Origin of the sequence: Thalassococcus lentus (genome assembly GCF_028023555.1) — a bacterium.
GTDB lineage: Bacteria > Pseudomonadota > Alphaproteobacteria > Rhodobacterales > Rhodobacteraceae > Thalassococcus_A > Thalassococcus_A lentus.
This window is the reverse complement of record NZ_JAQIOY010000001.1, coordinates 785,266-802,666: the sequence shown is the minus strand read 5'-3', so window position 1 is coordinate 802,666 and position 17,401 is coordinate 785,266. Positions and strand designations below refer to the sequence as shown.

Genomic DNA, 17,401 nt, shown 5'->3' with positions numbered 1-17,401 from the left:
GACTAGAAGGGATCGAATAATGGCCAAAGTGATCGGTATCGACCTCGGTACGACAAACTCCTGCGTTGCTATCATGGATGGCTCGCAACCCCGCGTCATCGAAAACTCCGAAGGCGCGCGAACAACGCCGTCTATCGTTGCTTTTGCAGACGATGAGCGCCTCGTCGGTCAGCCCGCCAAACGGCAGGCTGTCACCAACCCAGAAAACACCGTTTTTGGCGTCAAGCGTCTGATCGGCCGTCGTAACGACGACCCGGATCTGGCCAAAGACCGCAAGAACATGCCGTTCAACGTCATCGATGGCGGCAACGGCGACGCGTGGGTCGAAGCCCGCGGCGAGAAGTACAGCCCCTCGCAGATTTCTGCCTTCATCCTGCAAAAGATGAAAGAAACCGCAGAATCCTACATGGGCGAAGATGTGACCCAAGCGGTCATCACAGTACCTGCATATTTCAATGACGCTCAGCGTCAGGCCACCAAAGACGCCGGCAAGATTGCAGGCCTCGAAGTGCTGCGCATCATCAACGAACCGACAGCTGCGGCGCTGGCTTATGGCCTCGACAAGAAAGAATCCCGCACAATCGCGGTCTATGACCTTGGCGGCGGTACCTTTGACGTAACCATCCTGGAAATCGACGATGGCCTGTTCGAAGTGAAGTCCACCAACGGTGACACCTTCCTGGGTGGCGAAGACTTCGACATGCGGATCGTCAACTATCTGGCGGACCAGTTCAAAAAAGAGAACTCAGTTGACCTGACACAGGACAAGATGGCTCTTCAGCGTCTCAAGGAAGCTGCAGAAAAAGCCAAGATCGAACTGTCCTCGTCTTCGCAGACGGAAATCAACCAGCCGTTCATCTCGATGGGCGCCAATGGTCAGCCGCTTCACCTGGTGATGAAGCTGACCCGCGCCAAGCTGGAAAGCCTGGTTGGCGATCTGATCAAAGGTTCGATGAAGCCATGCGCCGCTGCGCTCAAGGATGCAGGCCTGTCCACCTCCGACATCGACGAAGTCGTTCTGGTCGGCGGGATGACACGTATGCCCAAAGTCATCGAAGAAGTGACCAAGTTCTTTGGCAAAGAGCCCCACAAGGGCGTGAACCCGGACGAAGTGGTTGCCATGGGTGCGGCCATTCAGGCCGGCGTTCTGCAGGGCGACGTCAAGGACGTGGTTCTGCTCGACGTGACACCTCTGTCGCTGGGCATTGAGACACTGGGCGGCGTCTTCACGCGTCTGATCGACCGTAACACCACGATCCCGACGAAGAAGTCTCAGGTCTTCTCGACGGCTGAGGACAACCAGAACGCTGTGACGATCCGGGTCTTCCAGGGTGAACGCGAGATGGCCGCAGACAACAAGATGCTTGGTCAGTTCAACCTCGAAGATATCCCTCCGGCGCCACGCGGCATGCCTCAGATTGAGGTGACCTTTGACATCGACGCCAACGGCATCGTGTCTGTTTCCGCCAAGGACAAAGGCACCAACAAAGAGCAGAAGATCACCATTCAGGCCTCTGGCGGCCTAAGCGATGAAGACATCGAAAACATGGTGAAAGAAGCCGAAGAAAACGCCGACGCCGACAAGGCCCGCAAAGAGCTGGTCGAGGCCCGCAACCAGGCCGAAAGCCTGATCCATTCGACAGAGAAATCGATCGAGGATCACGGCGACAAGGTTGATCCTTCGACTGTCGAAGCGATCGAACTGGCTGTTGCGGCTCTCAAGGACGACCTCGAAAAGGACGACGCCGAGGCCGAGAAGATCAAGTCTGGCATTCAGAACGTGACCGAAGTGGCCATGCGTCTGGGTGAGGCGATCTACAAGGCACAGGCCGAAGAAGGCGGTAACGACGACGTGCAAGCAGCGGCAGACGAAGCGGCCGGTGCTGAAGACGACACCATCGTTGACGCCGATTTCGAGGACCTGGACGACAACAAGCGGGCCTAAGGCCGATACGCGGAACCAATCAGGGGCCGGTCCGGACACCGGGCCGGCCCTTTGCGTTCTGCGAAAAGGAGGGCTGATATGTCCAAACGCGACTATTACGAAGTGCTCGGCTTGTCTCAGGGCGCTTCTGCAGACGAGATCAAAAAAGCCTATCGCCAGAAAGCCAAGGAACTGCACCCGGATCGCAATGCCGATAATCCGGATGCCGAGAATATGTTCAAGGAAGCCAACGAGGCCTATGAGGTCCTCAAGGACGCCGAGAAAAAGGCCGCATACGATCGCTTTGGCCACGCCGCATTCGAAGGCGGCATGGGCGGTGGCGGTCGGCCCGGTGCAGGCTTTGGCGGCGGTCAGGGTGATTTTGCCAGCGCCTTTTCCGACGTATTCGACGACTTGTTCGGCGACTTCATGGGGGGCCGTCAGGGTGGCGGTGGACGCCAACGCGCCGCGCGCGGGGCAGATCTGCGTTACAACCTGCGTGTCACGCTGGAAGAAAGCTATTCCGGCCTGCAGAAGACGATCAACGTGCCCACCTCGGTGCAATGTGAAGAATGCAACGGCTCCGGTGCTGAGGGCGGGGCAGAGCCAACCACCTGTCCAACCTGCTCCGGCATGGGTAAAGTACGCGCCACACAGGGCTTCTTTACGGTGGAACGCACCTGCCCGACCTGTTCAGGTCTCGGCCAGATCATCAAGAACCCATGCAATGGCTGCGGCGGCCACGGCCGCGTTCAGAAAGAACGCGCCCTTTCGGTGAATATTCCAGCAGGGGTCGAAACAGGCACCCGAATCCGTTTGGCTGGTGAAGGCGAAGCCGGCATGCGCGGTGGTCCTCCGGGGGATCTGTACATCTTCATCGAAGTCAGCCCGCACAAGATCTTTGAACGGGAAAGCACCGAACTGCACTGCCGCGTACCGGTCTCCATGGCTGTGGCCGCACTTGGCGGCGACATCGAGGTGCCAACCATCGACGGTGGCCGCAGCCGGGTGAAAATCCCTGCCGGCAGCCAATCGGGCCGCCAGATGCGCCTACGCGGCAAAGGCATGCCTGCCCTGCGCGGCGGAGGTCCCGGCGATATGTTCATCGAACTGGCCGTGGAAACACCGGTGAACCTGACATCGCGTCAAAAGGAATTGCTGCGTGAGTTTGAGGAGCTGTCAGAAGACAATAACCCCGAATCCAAAAGCTTTTTCTCTTCAGTAAAAACCTTTTGGGATTCCATGAAGGGCTGACTCCGGCCAAAAAACCAGCCCCACCTGCCATCGCCCCAACGGGACGGCGGGCGGGGCGATGCGCGCCTTGGCGCGCGAGCGGCGCACACCGGCCCTCATGGTACCGGAATTAACCGCCTGCTAACCATTCCGCGGCACGCTAACGCCATGCCCCGTGGTCCGCACTTCTCCGATTCCCAAGCTACGCTCTTTGATCTGGACGAAGCGCGCGTCCAGCCCGCCGCCGCACGCAAAGCGCCCGAGCTGCCAAGTTATATTCGCGATCATCGCGCGCGCCTGCGCGAACGCTTCATGATTGGCGGCGCCGACGCCCTGCCCGACTACGAAATGCTTGAGCTTGTATTGTTTCGTGCCATTCCGCGCCGCGATGTGAAGCCGCTGGCGCGCGCCTTGCTCGACCACTTTGGCGACTTCAACACTGTGCTTTCCGCGCCCGCCATCCGCCTGCGGGACATCAGTGGCGTTGGCGATGCCGTGGTGACAGAGCTCAAAATCATAGAGGCCGCCGCCCATCGGCTTGCTCGTGCCAAAGTCTTGCACAAGCCCATCGTCAGCAGTTGGGATGCCCTTCTCGACTATTGTCAGGCCGCTATGGCGCATCAGGACATCGAACAGTTCCGGGTGCTGTTTCTGGATCGTAAAAACGTGATCATCGCAGATGAAGCCCAAGCGCGCGGCACGGTCGATCACGTGCCGGTCTACCCGCGCGAGGTTGTCAAACGTGCGCTCGATCTGAACGCGTCGGCGCTGATCCTCGTGCACAATCACCCCTCAGGGGATCCGACCCCCAGCGCCGCGGACATCGACATGACCGCTCAAATACGCACCGCCGCCGAAGCGATGGACATCGTACTGCACGATCACCTAGTGATCGGAAAATCAAGGGAGCTCAGCTTTCGGTCCGAGGGTCTGCTGTAAACCCAGCGCAATCACTGCAACCAGACTTCGACCCGCCGGTTCACCTGACGACCCCAGGCCGTATCGTCACAAGCCATAGGCATCGCGCCTCACCAAAGGCCTCTAAACCGATTTCTAAACGATCCCCATCCGCGGTCTCAGCCGTTTGCAGAACAGCTTTTCTCACGACCTCGGCCCTTTTGCGCGCAATCGTCAGATTGGCATTGGCAGCACCCTGACCGTCCGAAAATCCGACAAAGACCAAACGGCGCCCATCGTAGGTGCCTGCCTCAAGGGCGCGCGCCAATTGCTGCACGTTCGACCGTGACTGCGCATCAAGCTGTGCGGACCCGGTTTCAAATCGGAACGATGTGGTCAGACGGCGCATGGGCACCAGCGTGCGTGTCATGGCGTTCAAAGCTTCCAAGCCAGCGGTGCCTTCAGCAACCCGAATTGCATTCGCAAATCGATCCCCTTGAAGATCGACAGGCACTTCTTCGGGGGCCTGATCGACAAAGCCAGCACGCCGGATAACAATTTGGGCGGGCCCGGATCGCGTGAAAGCAAGAAACTCGCGCGCCAAAGCGGGAAGCCGCCGGGCCGGCATGTACAGGAACATCGGCGCCGTCAGCGGGTAGTCTTCGGTTTTAATCGAACGCCGCGCCGCGCGAAGCTGAAAACCGCATGGCCCTGTGAGAACCAGAGCCCGGGTGTTTCCCGTCTCGGAATAACTGCCCAATCCAATGCCAAAAGGGTCTCTGGAAACCGCGGCAGCCAGTTCCGCATTGCTCCGATGCCGCTTGATCTCAGCCCCAAGCACCGCACCGATCGGCGTCAAAAGACGATCTTCCAGACCTTGTGACAGGCCGGAACCGGCCTCTCGCAGATGCACAACGACCGGCGCATCCGGCCCGCCCAGTTCCCGCCAATTCGTCAATTGACCAGACAGAATCCGCGACAGATCGGCCAAAGAGATTGCCTTGACCGGATTGGCCGGCGCAACAACGGGCACAACCGCATCCAGCCCCAGAACTCGCGAACGGTTTGGGCGGTTCAGGTTTCCAAGTCCGGCCTCTCGGGCCAGCGCCACCTCGGATGGTCGAATTTCGCGCGATGCCATGACAATGTCGGCTTCATCAGCCAACAGATCCGCAAAGCCTTCGTCGGTGTTCGTGACCCGAAAAGCAAACCGTCCAACCAGTTTGCCGGTTGAAATGCTGGTCAGCTCATAGACGAAATGTGTGGCATCCACCGGTTCACGCTGCGTGCTAAGTCCGTTTTTCAAAGCAAAGGATTCGATCAGAGCAGGCATCAAGACCCGTCCTACAGTCGCAGAGCCTGACACTGACAATTCGGCGACATAGTCTGTCAGCGACGGACAACCGGGGCCTTCGCAAAGCACGCCAGAACCATCAACCGTCAACTCGCCATAGCGTGTTTCAATGCGATAGAATTCGCCGTCAAATCCCAGCAGTGTTCCGGTTAGTTCGATAGCTCCGTCCCGCGACCGCAGGGTCACGTCTTCTGCCAAGGCAGTCTGGACGAAGCCAAAAAAGAAAAGTGCGGCGAAAAACGCCGCACGCAGATGTCGCATTATTTGCCTGCATGCTGAAACTAGCGTGCGGCGATCTTCAGGTCTTCGACGAGGTTTTTCAACACCAGAAAGTCACCAACGCCATCGCATTCGGGCATATCAAGCGTCAAATCGCGCACGCGCAGGCTGGCATCGTCCCGAAGCTCAAGAGTTTGCGCCTCAACTGAGCTGTCGCAGTTCAGTTCGGTAATCTCGGCCTCTACGGTCAAAAGCACCTGACCATCCCGCGCTGCTGTTCCGGTCGGGAAAGAGTAGACCTCGGCCACCAAGGCATCGGGTGCATCGCTTTGACCAAGTCTGGTCAGAAAACCACCCTCGCCTTTGGCTGCGTCAGACAGGCTGCCCGCAGCCGCTGCCCAAACATGATTCTCCGAGAAGTATTCGCTTTCGAACTCGCGGGCATGAAGCTGAAGGCCCGCCTGGCCCTTCCACTGCACGACGACGCGGTCATAGAACGCCAGTGAAGTCACTTCGGCAATTGCCGTTGCACCATCGCCGCTTGCGAATGCCGCGATGAACGTGGCTGTTTCGGCAAGGGCCGGCACGGTCACGGTCAGTGTGCCGTCTGGCTGCATCACTTCGGTGAACATCATACCCTGATGATGGATCGTGACACGTTCGCTGGCATTACACGGTGCGGTCAAAGTCAGATCAACCAAAGCACCAGCCGCTAGATCGGCCTGCATTGTCAGTTCACAATCAAAACCGGATCCGGCTGCTTCATCCGGCAGGTCGAACCCTTCCAGTTTCAATTCAGGCGCAGCTGCCAATTCCACCTGCGCGTCTGGAAGATTTTCGTCGATAACCAGATCGGTGGGCAACCGAGGCGCAATCGCAGCTGAGGATGTCAGCGTGATGTCTGTCACAGCCAAAGCATCGGCATCCGCTGCATTCGCATCCGGGCCGCCATAGCCGTATTGCATCACATAGCCTACGGACAGCGCACAGATCAGTGTCGCACCACCCAAAAGATAAGCTCTAAGGTTTGCCATTGCGGCCTCCCATCGGTTTTCCGACGGAAGGTATTGTTGACAATCGTGGCAGCTATGGGGCACGCCCAAGAAACCATTGAGGCAATCAAAAGATGTATTTTGTTATCTCAAAGTGCATTCCGCGGGTGTATGTGAGGCAATCTCGCAGTTAAGCGAGACGCCCATGGCAGTGCTTGAACTTGTTCCCTGATCCACAAGGGCATGGATCGTTGCGGCCCGGATTGCCCCAGGTGTCGGGATCGTTTTCATCGAAGCCGGCCAACAATGGCTCGGAAGGCGCGCTTGCTTCCTGCGCACCAGCTTCTGGCTGCGGCGCAGGCGCGGCGGCCTGCTTTTGCATCTGAGCCTGCTGCGCCATCAACTGTTCCATCATGGCGCGCTGTTCTTCTTCGGTCATCGGGCGAACCTGCGACAGCTTTTGCGTCACTTCTTCGCGCAGACTATCCAGCAAACTTTCGAACAGCTGGAATGCTTCATTCTTGTATTCGTTTAGAGGATCACGCTGGGCATAACCCCGGAAACCCACGACAGACCGAAGGTGTTCAAGTGTCAGCAGATGCTCGCGCCACTTACCATCGATGGCCTGAAGCAGAATTTGCTTTTCGACCTGACGCATTGTCTCGGGGCCAAAGGCCTCGGCCTTCTCGGCCATCAACTTGTCGGATGCTTCTTCCAACCGCTCGCGCAGAACGTCCTGATCCACGCCATCTTCGTCAGCCCACCCAATAATCGGTTCGTCGATGCCCAGCTTTTCGATGCACGCGGCATAAAGGCCATGGGTATCCCACTGGTCTGCGTAGGCCTTGGGCGGCGCATAGCCGTCCACAAGATCGTCAATCACCTGATGGCGCATGTCCTGTGCAATCTCGGACAGGTCCTCAGCTTCCATGATTTCGCGACGCTGACTGAAGATGACCTTTCGCTGGTCATTCATCACGTCGTCGAATTTCAACAGTTGTTTACGAATATCGAAGTTGCGACCTTCGACTTTGGCCTGCGCGCGCTCCAGCGATTTGTTCACCCATGGGTGTACGATTGCTTCGCCTTCCTTCATGCCCAGCGAGGAAAGTACCTTTTCCAAACGCTCAGACCCGAAAATCCGCATCAGATCGTCTTCGAGCGACAGGAAGAAGCTGGAGCGACCGGGATCGCCCTGACGGCCGGAACGGCCGCGCAACTGGTTGTCGATGCGGCGGCTCTCGTGCCGTTCGGTTGCCAACACGTACAGACCGCCCGCGTCTTTGACAGCCTGTTCGTCTTTCCCGTGCTCGTCTTCAATTTGGGCCCGGATTACTTCTGGATCGCTGTCGGGCGCAGCCGCGATGGCTTCCATGATTTTGAACTCGACGTTGCCGCCCAGTTTGATGTCCGTCCCGCGGCCGGCCATGTTCGTCGCAATCGTAACGGCGCCCAGCTTACCGGCGTCTGCAACGATCTGCGCTTCCTGCTCATGCTGACGTGCGTTCAGAACGTTGTGCTTCAGATCAGCCGCAGACAGCATCTGGCTCAGCATTTCGGACTTTTCGATTGAGGTGGTGCCCACGAGAACCGGCTGGCCCTTTTCATGCGCCTTTTTAATCTCTTCGACGATCGCTTCGTATTTTTCACGGGCCGTGCGGTAGACCTTGTCGTCTTCGTCGATCCGCGCGATCGGACGGTTGGTCGGAACTTCAACAACGCCCAGACCATAGATTTCGGCAAATTCTTCAGCTTCGGTGCTGGCGGTGCCCGTCATGCCACCCAATTTGTCGTAGAGGCGGAAATAGTTCTGGAACGTAACCGATGCCAGCGTGACGTTCTCGGGCTGGATCTGGCAGCCTTCCTTGGCTTCGATGGCCTGATGCAGACCTTCGGACAAACGCCGCCCGGCCATCATACGGCCGGTGAATTCGTCGATCAGAACCACTTCGCCATCGCGCACGATGTAATCCTTGTCGCGCTGGAACAGTTTGTGCGCCCGCAGCGCCTGATTGACGTGGTGCACCACGGTCGTGCTTTCGGGATCATAGAGCGTCTGCTCTTCATCCAGCAGGCCGCGCTGATGCAGCAGCGCTTCCAACGCTTCGTTGCCTTCGTCGGTGAAGGTTACGTTGCGGGTTTTTTCATCAATGGCGAACGCATCGTCTGCCAATTCGGGGATTACCTTGTCGATCCCTTGGTACAGCTCGGAACGGTCCTGCGCGGGCCCTGAGATGATCAAAGGCGTCCGTGCTTCATCAACAAGGATCGAGTCCACTTCGTCGACAATCGCAAAGTAATGATCCCGCTGGAAGATCTGGTTCAACTCGGACTTCATGTTATCACGCAGATAATCGAAACCCAGTTCGTTGTTCGTCGCGTAGGTGATGTCACAGGCATAGGCCGCCTGCTTTTCCTCTTCGGGCTGGCGTGGGTAGACCACGCCTGTTGTCAGACCCAAGGCTGAAAATACGTTTGCCATCCAGTCCGCGTCACGTTTGGCCAGATAGTCGTTCACCGTTACCACATGCACACCGCGCCCGGTCAGCGCGTTCAGATAGGCCGGGAAGGTCGCCACAAGCGTCTTGCCTTCACCCGTCTTCATTTCGGAAATATTGCCCTGGTGCAGGAAAACGCCGCCCATCAACTGAACATCAAAGGCCCGCAGACCCAAGGCGCGCTTAGCCGCTTCGCGGCAGTTGGCAAAGGCTTCGGGCAGCAAGGCATCCAGCGCCTCACCATCGGCCACCCGTTTTTTGAATTCCTCAGTCTTGGCAATCAGACCGGCGTCATCGAGCTTTTCGAACTCTGGCTCGAGCGCATTGATCTTTTCCACCAGCGGGCGGGTCGCCTTGATCTTGCGGTCATTCGGGGTGCCGAACACCTTACGCGCGATTTTTCCCAGCATGGTCTATTTGTCCTGTCTGACGCCTTCGTGTGCGGCATCTGCTTGCCCGCCTCGCACAACGCCCATATGACGGAAGGAACGACCGGCCGCGCAGAGCCTTTTGGCGATGTAAGGGGCAGGTCCATCAGTGTCAACGCCGCGGGGCTCTGCGGCAAGCCCAGAAGGACAAAACCTATGGTATTTCATCTCAAAACACTGGCTGCTGCCGCATTGGCCGTGACCTTATCAGGCCCCGCATTTGCACAAGAAGAGATGACCGTCGACACTGTGGTTGCCACTGTAAACGGGCAAGAGATCACATTGGGTCAAATGTTGTTGGTACGCGCATCCTTGCCAGAGCAGTACCAACAGTTGGAAAATGATGTCCTGTGGGACGGCATTCTACAGCAGATGATCCAGCAAGAAGCGTTGCGCCAGCAGGATGATGCGGTCGAAACCAAGCGTGTGCAGCTCGCTTTGGAAAATGAACGCCGTTCCCTTCTGGCCTCTGTCGTTGTCGCAAAAGTCGCCAAGGAAGCCATCAACGAAGAAGCCGTTCAGGCCGCGTATGATGCACAATTCGCCGACTTCGATGCTGGCCAGGAATACAACGCTTCTCACATTCTCGTGGAAACCGAAGAAGAAGCGCAGGCGATCATCGACGAATTGAAGGGCGGCGCGGATTTCGTGGAAACCGCACGGGCAAAATCGACCGGGCCATCCGGCCCCAACGGCGGACAGCTCGGATGGTTCTCGGCAGGCATGATGGTTCAGGAGTTCCAGACGGCTGTCGAAGCACTTGAGGTCGATGGTATTTCCGAACCGGTCAAAACGCAGTTTGGTTGGCACGTCATCAAACTGAACGACGCACGCAGCAAGTCAGCCCCACCGCTGGAAGCCGTGCGCGGCGAAATCGAAGCCACCCTCCAGCGCGATACCGTGACTGCATACATCACGGATCTCGAAGCCAATGCCGATGTCACAAAGATGTCGAAAGACGATGTCGACACGTCCATCCTGAACAACCTCGAGCTGGTGGAGGACTGATTGGCTGAAGGTCTTGCGCAATCCCCGCTAGCCCCTGACGCATTTCCTGATCTGCCGGTCATCGACGGTGTGCGCTTTGCCGCCGTCGAAGCCGGGGTACGGTATCAGGGTCGCAAAGACGTGATGTTGGCCGTTCTGCAACCAGGCAGCACAGTCGCCGGCGTTTTCACGCGGTCGGCCACTCGGTCTTCCAACGTTCTGGATTGTCAGGCTAAAATCAGCGGGCACAGCGATGAAGGTGCAGCCATCATCGTAAACTCAGGCAATTCCAATGCCTTCACCGGAAAAGCCGGTGATGGATCTGTTGCCGCCATTTGCGAAGCGGTCAGCGCTGCGACAGGTTTGCCGCAGAACCGTGTTTTCACATCCTCTACCGGTGTGATTGGTGAACGTCTGCCGCATGATCGGATCACCTCCAAATTGGGCGATTTGGTTGATGCACTGGATGTCAGCGGTATCGACGGCGCCGCCGAGGCCATCATGACTACCGATACCTTTCCCAAAGGGGCCTGCGAAGAAGTGGCGTTGCCTGACGGCACCGTTCGCATCGCCGGGATTGCCAAGGGATCAGGCATGATCGCGCCGGATATGGCCACCATGCTCGTCTACATCTTTACCGATGCCCAGATCGAGCAATCCGCCCTGCAATCCATGGTCAGCCGTCTGAACGAGCGCACATTCAACTGCATCACGGTTGATAGCGACACCTCGACGTCTGACACGCTGCTCATCGGTGCAACCGGTGCGTCCGGTATATGCGCCGACGCCGATCCAGCATTCGAACAGGCCCTGCACCGTGTCATGCTCGACTTGGCCCACCAGGTTGTCCGTGATGGCGAAGGCGCAACCAAGTTTGTTACTGTTTCCGTGACCGGCGCGGCGTCAGATGCCGACGCCCGTACACATGCACTGTCCATTGCCAACTCACCGTTGATCAAAACTGCGATTGCGGGGGAAGATCCCAATTGGGGTCGCGTTGTCATGGCCGTTGGTAAATCTGGTGCTGCGGCCGACCGTGATCTTCTGACCATCCGATTTGGTGATATCGAAGTGGCACGCGAAGGCTGGGTTGCTGAGAATTACCGCGAAGAAGACGGGGCAGCCTACATGAAGAACCCCGAGATCGACATCAACGTCGAGATCGGGCTTGGCACCGGCTCCGCAACCGTGTGGACCTGCGATCTGACCCACGGTTACATCTCAATCAACGCCGACTATCGTTCCTAACACGACCCTGCGATGCACAGGCCTTTGTCCGCGCACAGGCTTTGCTTCGCGACTGTCCCGCAAGGAAGCATGCAATGAAGATCATCCTCGTCTCTGCCGTCGCTCTGATCGACACCGATGGGCGTGTGCTCTTGGCGCAGCGTCCCGAAGGCAAATCCATGGCTGGACTGTGGGAATTCCCCGGTGGCAAGGTTGAGCCCGGCGAAACGCCCGAAGTCGCCTTGATCCGTGAACTTCAGGAAGAACTTGGTATCGATACGTGGGAATCCTGTCTCGCACCTTTGACTTTTGCATCGCACAGCTACGATGATTTTCATCTGCTGATGCCATTGTTTGCCTGCCGAAAATGGGAAGGCATTCCACAATCCCGTGAAGGTCAGGCGCTCAAATGGGTACGGGCCAACCAACTGCGGGACTACCCCATGCCACCAGCTGACATCCCATTGATTCCAATTCTACGAGATTGGCTTTAGGCGTTCGGCTTGCAGTATAGCCGCGCCGCAGCAAGAAAATTCCAATCAAAGTACAGCTTTTCGATGATTATTTCGCATCTTTGCTCTTTATTTTATCGATTTCTTGAGGGAGAAAGACTACATATCAAGTGTCATGATCAGTGGGGGGTTGATGACATGCTGCGTACTATAATTCTTGGAAGTTGTGTTTCCGTGCAGGGACTGCTGGAAAAAACCTTGCCAGATGGCCGGGTCAGTGTCCGTGTGGGTGACCGTATCTATACCGGTCAACCGGTTCACGCCGCCGCCTGATCTGGCTGCGTCGACGAAAACCAAAGACGACCTCTTAACAAAAAAGCGCCCTGCCATATGGCAGGGCGCTTTTCTTTTGTCTTGAACCGAACCGATCAGCTGAGAGTACGTTCGATTTCTTCGCGTTCGAAGATTTCGATTACATCGCCGGGACGGATATCGTCATAGTTTTCAAAGGCCATGCCACATTCCTGACCGGACTGCACTTCGGCCACTTCATCCTTGAAGCGCTTGAGCGTTTTGAGTGTGCCCTCGTGGATCACAACATCATCACGCAGCAGACGCACGCCGGCACTGCGGCGCGCAACGCCTTCGGTGACCAGACAGCCCGCAACCTTGCCGACACCTGTAACCTTGAAGACTTCCTTGATCGACGCATAGCCGATGAAGTTTTCACGCACTTCGTTGGACAACAGGCCAGAGGCCGCCGCTTTGACGTCATCAACAAGATCGTAGATCACGCTGTAGTAACGCAGTTCCACGCCCTTTTGGTTGGCTGAGTTCCGAGCCGAGGCATTGGCACGCACGTTAAAGCCGATGACCGGACATCCGGATGCTTCGGCAAGACCCACATCGGATTCAGTGATCGCACCAACGCCCGAGTGAAGGACCCGAACACGGACTTCGTCGTTGCCGACTTTCTCAAGCGCCTGAACAATCGCTTCGGACGAACCCTGCACGTCGGCTTTTACCAGCACTGGCAACTCCGAAACGTTCTCGTCGTCTTTAGCCTTTTGCATCAGCTGTTCGAGCGTTGTCGCAGCACCTGCGGCCGCACGTTTTTCTTTGGCCACGTTGGCGCGGTATTCTGCGATTTCGCGGGCCTGTGCCTCGGTGTCTGTGACGTTCAGAACATCACCCGCCTCTGGCGTGCCATTCAGGCCGAGCACTTCGACAGGAACCGATGGACCGGCTTCCTTGACGCGATCACCCTTGTCGTTGATCAGCGCGCGGACCTTACCGTACTGCTCACCCACAACGAAGATGTCACCCTGGCGCAACGTACCGTTCTGAACCAGAACAGTCGCCACAGGACCACGGCCCACATCCAGCTGGGCTTCGATCACAGCACCCTGTGCCGCACGATCCGGGTTCGCCTTGAGTTCGAGGATTTCCGCCTGCAATGCGATCGCATCAAGCAGTTCATCAAGACCCTGCCCCGAGATGGCCGAGACTTCTACGTCCTGAACATCACCGGACATCTCTTCCACGATCACTTCGTGCTGCAGAAGATCGGTCCGAACCTTGGTTGGGTTGGCTTCCGGCTTGTCGATCTTGTTGATCGCAACAATCATCGGCACTTCGGCGGCTTTGGCGTGGTTAATCGCTTCGACGGTTTGCGGCATAACCGCATCGTCCGCAGCAACAACCAGAACGACAATGTCCGTCACCTGCGCGCCGCGCGACCGCATCGACGTAAATGCCGCGTGGCCGGGTGTATCGAGGAACGACAGAACGGTGCCGCTATCGGTTGTCACCTGATAAGCACCGATATGCTGGGTGATACCGCCGGCTTCGCCCGCTGTGACCTTGGCATCGCGGATCGCATCCAAAAGCGATGTTTTGCCGTGGTCAACGTGACCCATGATCGTGATGACCGGTGGGCGTGGTTTCAGGTCAGCCGCATCGTCTTCGGCTTCCTTGATCACGTCCTCAACGTCAGCATCCGATACCCGCGTCACCTTGTGACCGAATTCTTCGATGATGAGTTCCGCAGTGTCCTGATCAATGGTCTGGTTCTGGGTCGCCATGATACCGTTGGTCATCAGCGCCTTGACGACGTCTGCAACCTTTTCGGTCATCCGGTTGGCCAGTTCCGCAACTGTGATCGCTTCGGGCAACTGCACGTCACGCACAACCTTTTCACGTTGCTGCGTGCCACCCATCGCCTTCTGACGTGCGCGTTCCTGCTTCCGCTTCATGGCGGCCATGGACTTCTGACGGCCACCTTCGCCACCAAGAGCCTGGTTCAGGGTCAGCTTGCCGGAACGGCGTCCACCATCGTCGCGGCTCTTGCGGCCACCGCGATCGTCGCGCTCTTGCTTGCGAGGTGCCGGGGATGCAGGGGCTGCACGACCACGCGGCGCTTCTTTTGCGGCCGGCGGTGCTGCAGCTGGCTCAGCCGCACGTTTGGCGGCCTCGGCTGCTTCGCGCGCCTTGCGCTCTTCTTCTTCGGCTTTGGCCTTCAGGCGCTCTTCAGCTTCGCGCTGTTCGCGTTCCTTGGCTTCTTTCTCCGCACGCTGGCGGGCACGCTCTTCTGCGCGGGCCTTTTCTTCGGCTTCGCGGCGCGCCGCATCGTCCGCTTCGCGGGCTTTCGCAGCCTGCAAAGCCTTCATCCGGCGTTCCATTTCCGCATCGGAAATACCAGCCGGACGCTTGGCAGAGGAGCCACCGCCCGCGCCAACGGATGCATTGGGCTTGGCGCCCGGAGCCGCGCCCGGTTTGGGCACCACAACGCGCTTGCGCTTGGTTTCCACCACGACGTTTTTGGTACGCCCATGGCTGAAGCTCTGCTTCACATTCCCCGAGCGGGGACCACCGCGCAAACCCAGTGTCTTTTTGCCGTCGTTATCGCTCATAAAGCTCTCTTATCCTTTCAGGCGACCCCTGCCGCCTTTATCCGTCCCGCTCTCTGCTGAACGTACACCCTTCAATCTTTGGGCTTCCTCTACAACACGCTGAGTGAGTCCGCCAGCGCCAAGCGCTGCATGTATCACAGTTTGTCGCCCAAAGGCCATTCCCAGCTCATCAGCCGTCAACCAACCAATGTATTTTCCACCGTATGGTGTGCTGAGCTTCGATTTTCCGCGGCTCGACCCATCCTCGGCTTGGATCAGAACCGTTGCTTCTTCTTTCTGAAGCCAGTCCTTGACCTTTTCGTAGCCCGAAACAGCCGCTCCTGACTTTCGCGCAAGGCTGATCAGATCAACCACCCGGCGCGACAGCATTTGCTCGACCATGTCCGCCAGCCCATCAGGCACCTGAACCTTCGCCCGCGCCGCCTTGGAAAACAGCCCCTTGTCCGACGCTTTATCAAGCGCCGCACGATCGGCTGCCACATATAGACCCCGACCGGGCAATTTTCCAGTGACGTCGGGAACAACCTGTCCGTCCGGCCCGATCGCAAATCGGATCAGGCCTGACTTTGGCTGCGCCTCGCCCGTGGCGATGCATTTCCGCTCGGGCCCGTCTTCACGGGATTTGCTGGCACCACCACGACCCAATAGGCTTACTCCTGACCTTCTTCGGCGACGTCGTCACCTTCAGCTTCGGCTGCTTCTGCAGCGGCCAGCTCTTCGGGATCGACCCAACCCAACAGGATGCGCGCAGTCATGACCATATTCTGCGCTTCCTCGAGAGAAACGTCGAACTTTTCGAGCAAACCATCGTCCTTCACACGTTGGCCATCAACGGTCGTCCAGCCACCGGCCAGTTCCCAGTCGGCACAAGTCGCGAAATCTTCGAGAGTCTTCACACCGTCTTCGGCGAGCACTTCGGCCATCTGGGGCGTCAGGCCTTCGAAGCCGATCAGGCTGTCCTCTGCACCCAGTTCGCGGGCGCGTTCCAGAGCCTTGCGGGCCTGCTCTTCCAGCACGTCACGGGCACGGGCCTGCAATTCTCCGGCGGTATCTTCGTCAACACCATCGATGACCAGAAGTTCGTCAAGCTCAACGTAAGCCACCTCTTCGAGGTTGCTGAAGCCTTCTGAGACAAGCAACTGCGCAAAGAATTCATCCAGATCCAGAGCCGCCATGAACAGACGTGTGCGTTCTTCGAATTCTTTCTGACGACGTGCCGATTCTTCTTCTTCGGTCATGATGTCGATATCAAGACCAGTCAGCTGCGAGGCCAAACGCACGTTCTGACCGCGGCGACCAATGGCCAGAGACAGCTGTTCGTCAGGAACAACCACCTCGATGCGCTCGGCGTCTTCGTCCAGAACCACCTTGGAAACTTCGGCAGGCTGCAATGCGTTCACAAGGAAGGTCGGCATGTCTTCATTCCAAGGAATGATATCGATCTTTTCGCCCTGCAATTCATTCACGACGGCCTGAACACGGCTGCCGCGCATACCAACGCAAGCACCTACGGGGTCGATGGATCCATCATAGGACACAACGCCAATTTTGGCGCGTGAGCCGGGATCGCGTGCAACGGCTTTGATCTCGATGATGCCGTCATAAATTTCCGGCACTTCCATCTTGAACAGTTCAGCCATGAACTCTGGCGCTGTGCGCGACAGGAAAATCTGCGGGCCACGCGCTTCGCGGCGAACATCTTTGATATAGCAACGGATGCGGTCGCCGGGACGATAGCTTTCGCGGCCGATCTTTTCGTTACGGCGCAGGATCGCTTCACCACGGCCCACGTCGACGATGACGTTTCCGTATTCTTCGCGTTTGACAGTGCCGTTGATGATCGTGCCAGCGCGGTCTTGGAATTCCTCAAACTGACGGTCACGCTCAGCTTCGCGCACCTTTTGAAGAATAACCTGCTTGGCCGACTGCGCCGCGATCCGGCCCAGTTCAACCGGCGGAACTTCTTCTACAAAGGTGTCACCAACCGCTGGATTTTCCATGTACTGGCGGGCCTGTTCGACAGTGAACTCGGCCTGGTAGTTCTCCAGCTCTTCCTCTTCGACCACGGTGCGGACACGGGTAAAGGTTGCCTTACCGGTCTTGCGGTCGATCGACACGCGGATGTCCATTTCCGCGCCGTAGCGGGATTTGGCCGCACGGGCGAGCGATTCTTCCATTGCTTCCACAACGAGCGATGGGTCGATCATCTTTTCGCGTGCCACCGCTTCGGCGGTCTGCAAAAGTTCCAGCTGGTTGGCTGAGGTAATTGCCATCTGTC

The 17,401-nt window shown here is 57.8% G+C and carries 12 protein-coding genes and 1 pseudogene; 7 read left to right on the top strand and 6 right to left on the bottom strand.

Annotation, left to right across the window (positions count from 1 at the left end; genetic code table 11):
- Positions 1-19 precede the first annotated feature (19 nt).
- From dnaK to radC, 3 genes are all read left to right on the top strand, one after another.
- The gene (gene dnaK, locus PFY00_RS03895) at positions 20-1,945 is read left to right on the top strand and encodes a molecular chaperone DnaK (RefSeq protein ID WP_271431190.1); all 1,926 of its coding nucleotides are present in this window, start codon (positions 20-22) and stop codon (positions 1,943-1,945) included.
- A 78-nt stretch (positions 1,946-2,023) separates the two neighbouring features.
- Positions 2,024-3,178: a molecular chaperone DnaJ gene (dnaJ, locus tag PFY00_RS03890; RefSeq protein ID WP_271431189.1), complete on the top strand. Its 1,155-nt coding sequence runs from the start codon at positions 2,024-2,026 to the stop codon at positions 3,176-3,178.
- 147 nt (positions 3,179-3,325) lie between these two features.
- Positions 3,326-4,096, top strand: a complete 771-nt coding sequence (gene radC, locus PFY00_RS03885; RefSeq protein ID WP_271431188.1) for a RadC family protein — start codon at positions 3,326-3,328, stop codon at positions 4,094-4,096.
- A gap of 11 nt (positions 4,097-4,107) precedes the next feature.
- Here the strand turns inward: radC and PFY00_RS03880 are convergent.
- The 3 genes and pseudogenes from PFY00_RS03880 to secA all read right to left on the bottom strand — a co-directional run bounded on the left by PFY00_RS03880 (position 4,108) and on the right by secA (position 9,527).
- Positions 4,108-5,669: pseudogene (locus PFY00_RS03880) on the bottom strand (phosphate ABC transporter substrate-binding/OmpA family protein).
- 20 nt (positions 5,670-5,689) lie between these two features.
- Positions 5,690-6,661 carry a translocase gene (locus PFY00_RS03875; RefSeq protein ID WP_271431187.1) on the bottom strand — a complete coding sequence of 324 codons (972 nt, stop codon included), beginning with the start codon at positions 6,659-6,661 and terminating at the stop codon, positions 5,690-5,692.
- 148 nt (positions 6,662-6,809) lie between these two features.
- Complete coding sequence (secA, locus tag PFY00_RS03870; RefSeq protein ID WP_271431186.1) at positions 6,810-9,527, bottom strand: preprotein translocase subunit SecA; 2,718 nt, start codon at positions 9,525-9,527, stop codon at positions 6,810-6,812.
- A gap of 174 nt (positions 9,528-9,701) precedes the next feature.
- On the opposite strand from secA, the gene PFY00_RS03865 reads away from it, so the two are divergent.
- The 4 genes from PFY00_RS03865 (at position 9,702) to PFY00_RS03850 (ending at position 12,544) form a co-directional block, all read left to right on the top strand.
- The gene (locus PFY00_RS03865; protein WP_271431185.1) at positions 9,702-10,553 is read left to right on the top strand and encodes a peptidylprolyl isomerase; all 852 of its coding nucleotides are present in this window, start codon (positions 9,702-9,704) and stop codon (positions 10,551-10,553) included.
- A complete protein-coding gene (argJ, locus tag PFY00_RS03860; RefSeq protein ID WP_271431184.1) occupies positions 10,554-11,780 on the top strand; it encodes a bifunctional glutamate N-acetyltransferase/amino-acid acetyltransferase ArgJ in 1,227 nt (408 codons plus the stop codon).
- A 74-nt stretch (positions 11,781-11,854) separates the two neighbouring features.
- Complete coding sequence (gene mutT, locus PFY00_RS03855; RefSeq protein ID WP_271431183.1) at positions 11,855-12,253, top strand: 8-oxo-dGTP diphosphatase MutT; 399 nt, start codon at positions 11,855-11,857, stop codon at positions 12,251-12,253.
- A 156-nt stretch (positions 12,254-12,409) separates the two neighbouring features.
- Entirely contained in the window at positions 12,410-12,544 is a 135-nt protein-coding gene (locus PFY00_RS03850; RefSeq protein ID WP_271431182.1) for a hypothetical protein, read from the top strand.
- Between the two features lie 95 nt (positions 12,545-12,639).
- On the opposite strand, the gene infB is transcribed toward PFY00_RS03850, so the two are convergent.
- The 3 genes from infB to nusA are packed head-to-tail and all read right to left on the bottom strand — an operon-like array spanning position 12,640 to position 17,396.
- The gene (gene infB, locus PFY00_RS03845; RefSeq protein ID WP_271431181.1) at positions 12,640-15,123 is read right to left on the bottom strand and encodes a translation initiation factor IF-2; all 2,484 of its coding nucleotides are present in this window, start codon (positions 15,121-15,123) and stop codon (positions 12,640-12,642) included.
- 9 nt (positions 15,124-15,132) lie between these two features.
- Positions 15,133-15,768 (bottom strand): RNA-binding protein, encoded by a 636-nt coding sequence (locus tag PFY00_RS03840; protein ID WP_271431180.1) that lies wholly within the window; start codon positions 15,766-15,768, stop codon positions 15,133-15,135.
- Between the two features lie 5 nt (positions 15,769-15,773).
- Entirely contained in the window at positions 15,774-17,396 is a 1,623-nt protein-coding gene (gene nusA / locus PFY00_RS03835; protein ID WP_271431179.1) for a transcription termination factor NusA, read from the bottom strand.
- Positions 17,397-17,401: the final 5 nt, after the last annotated feature.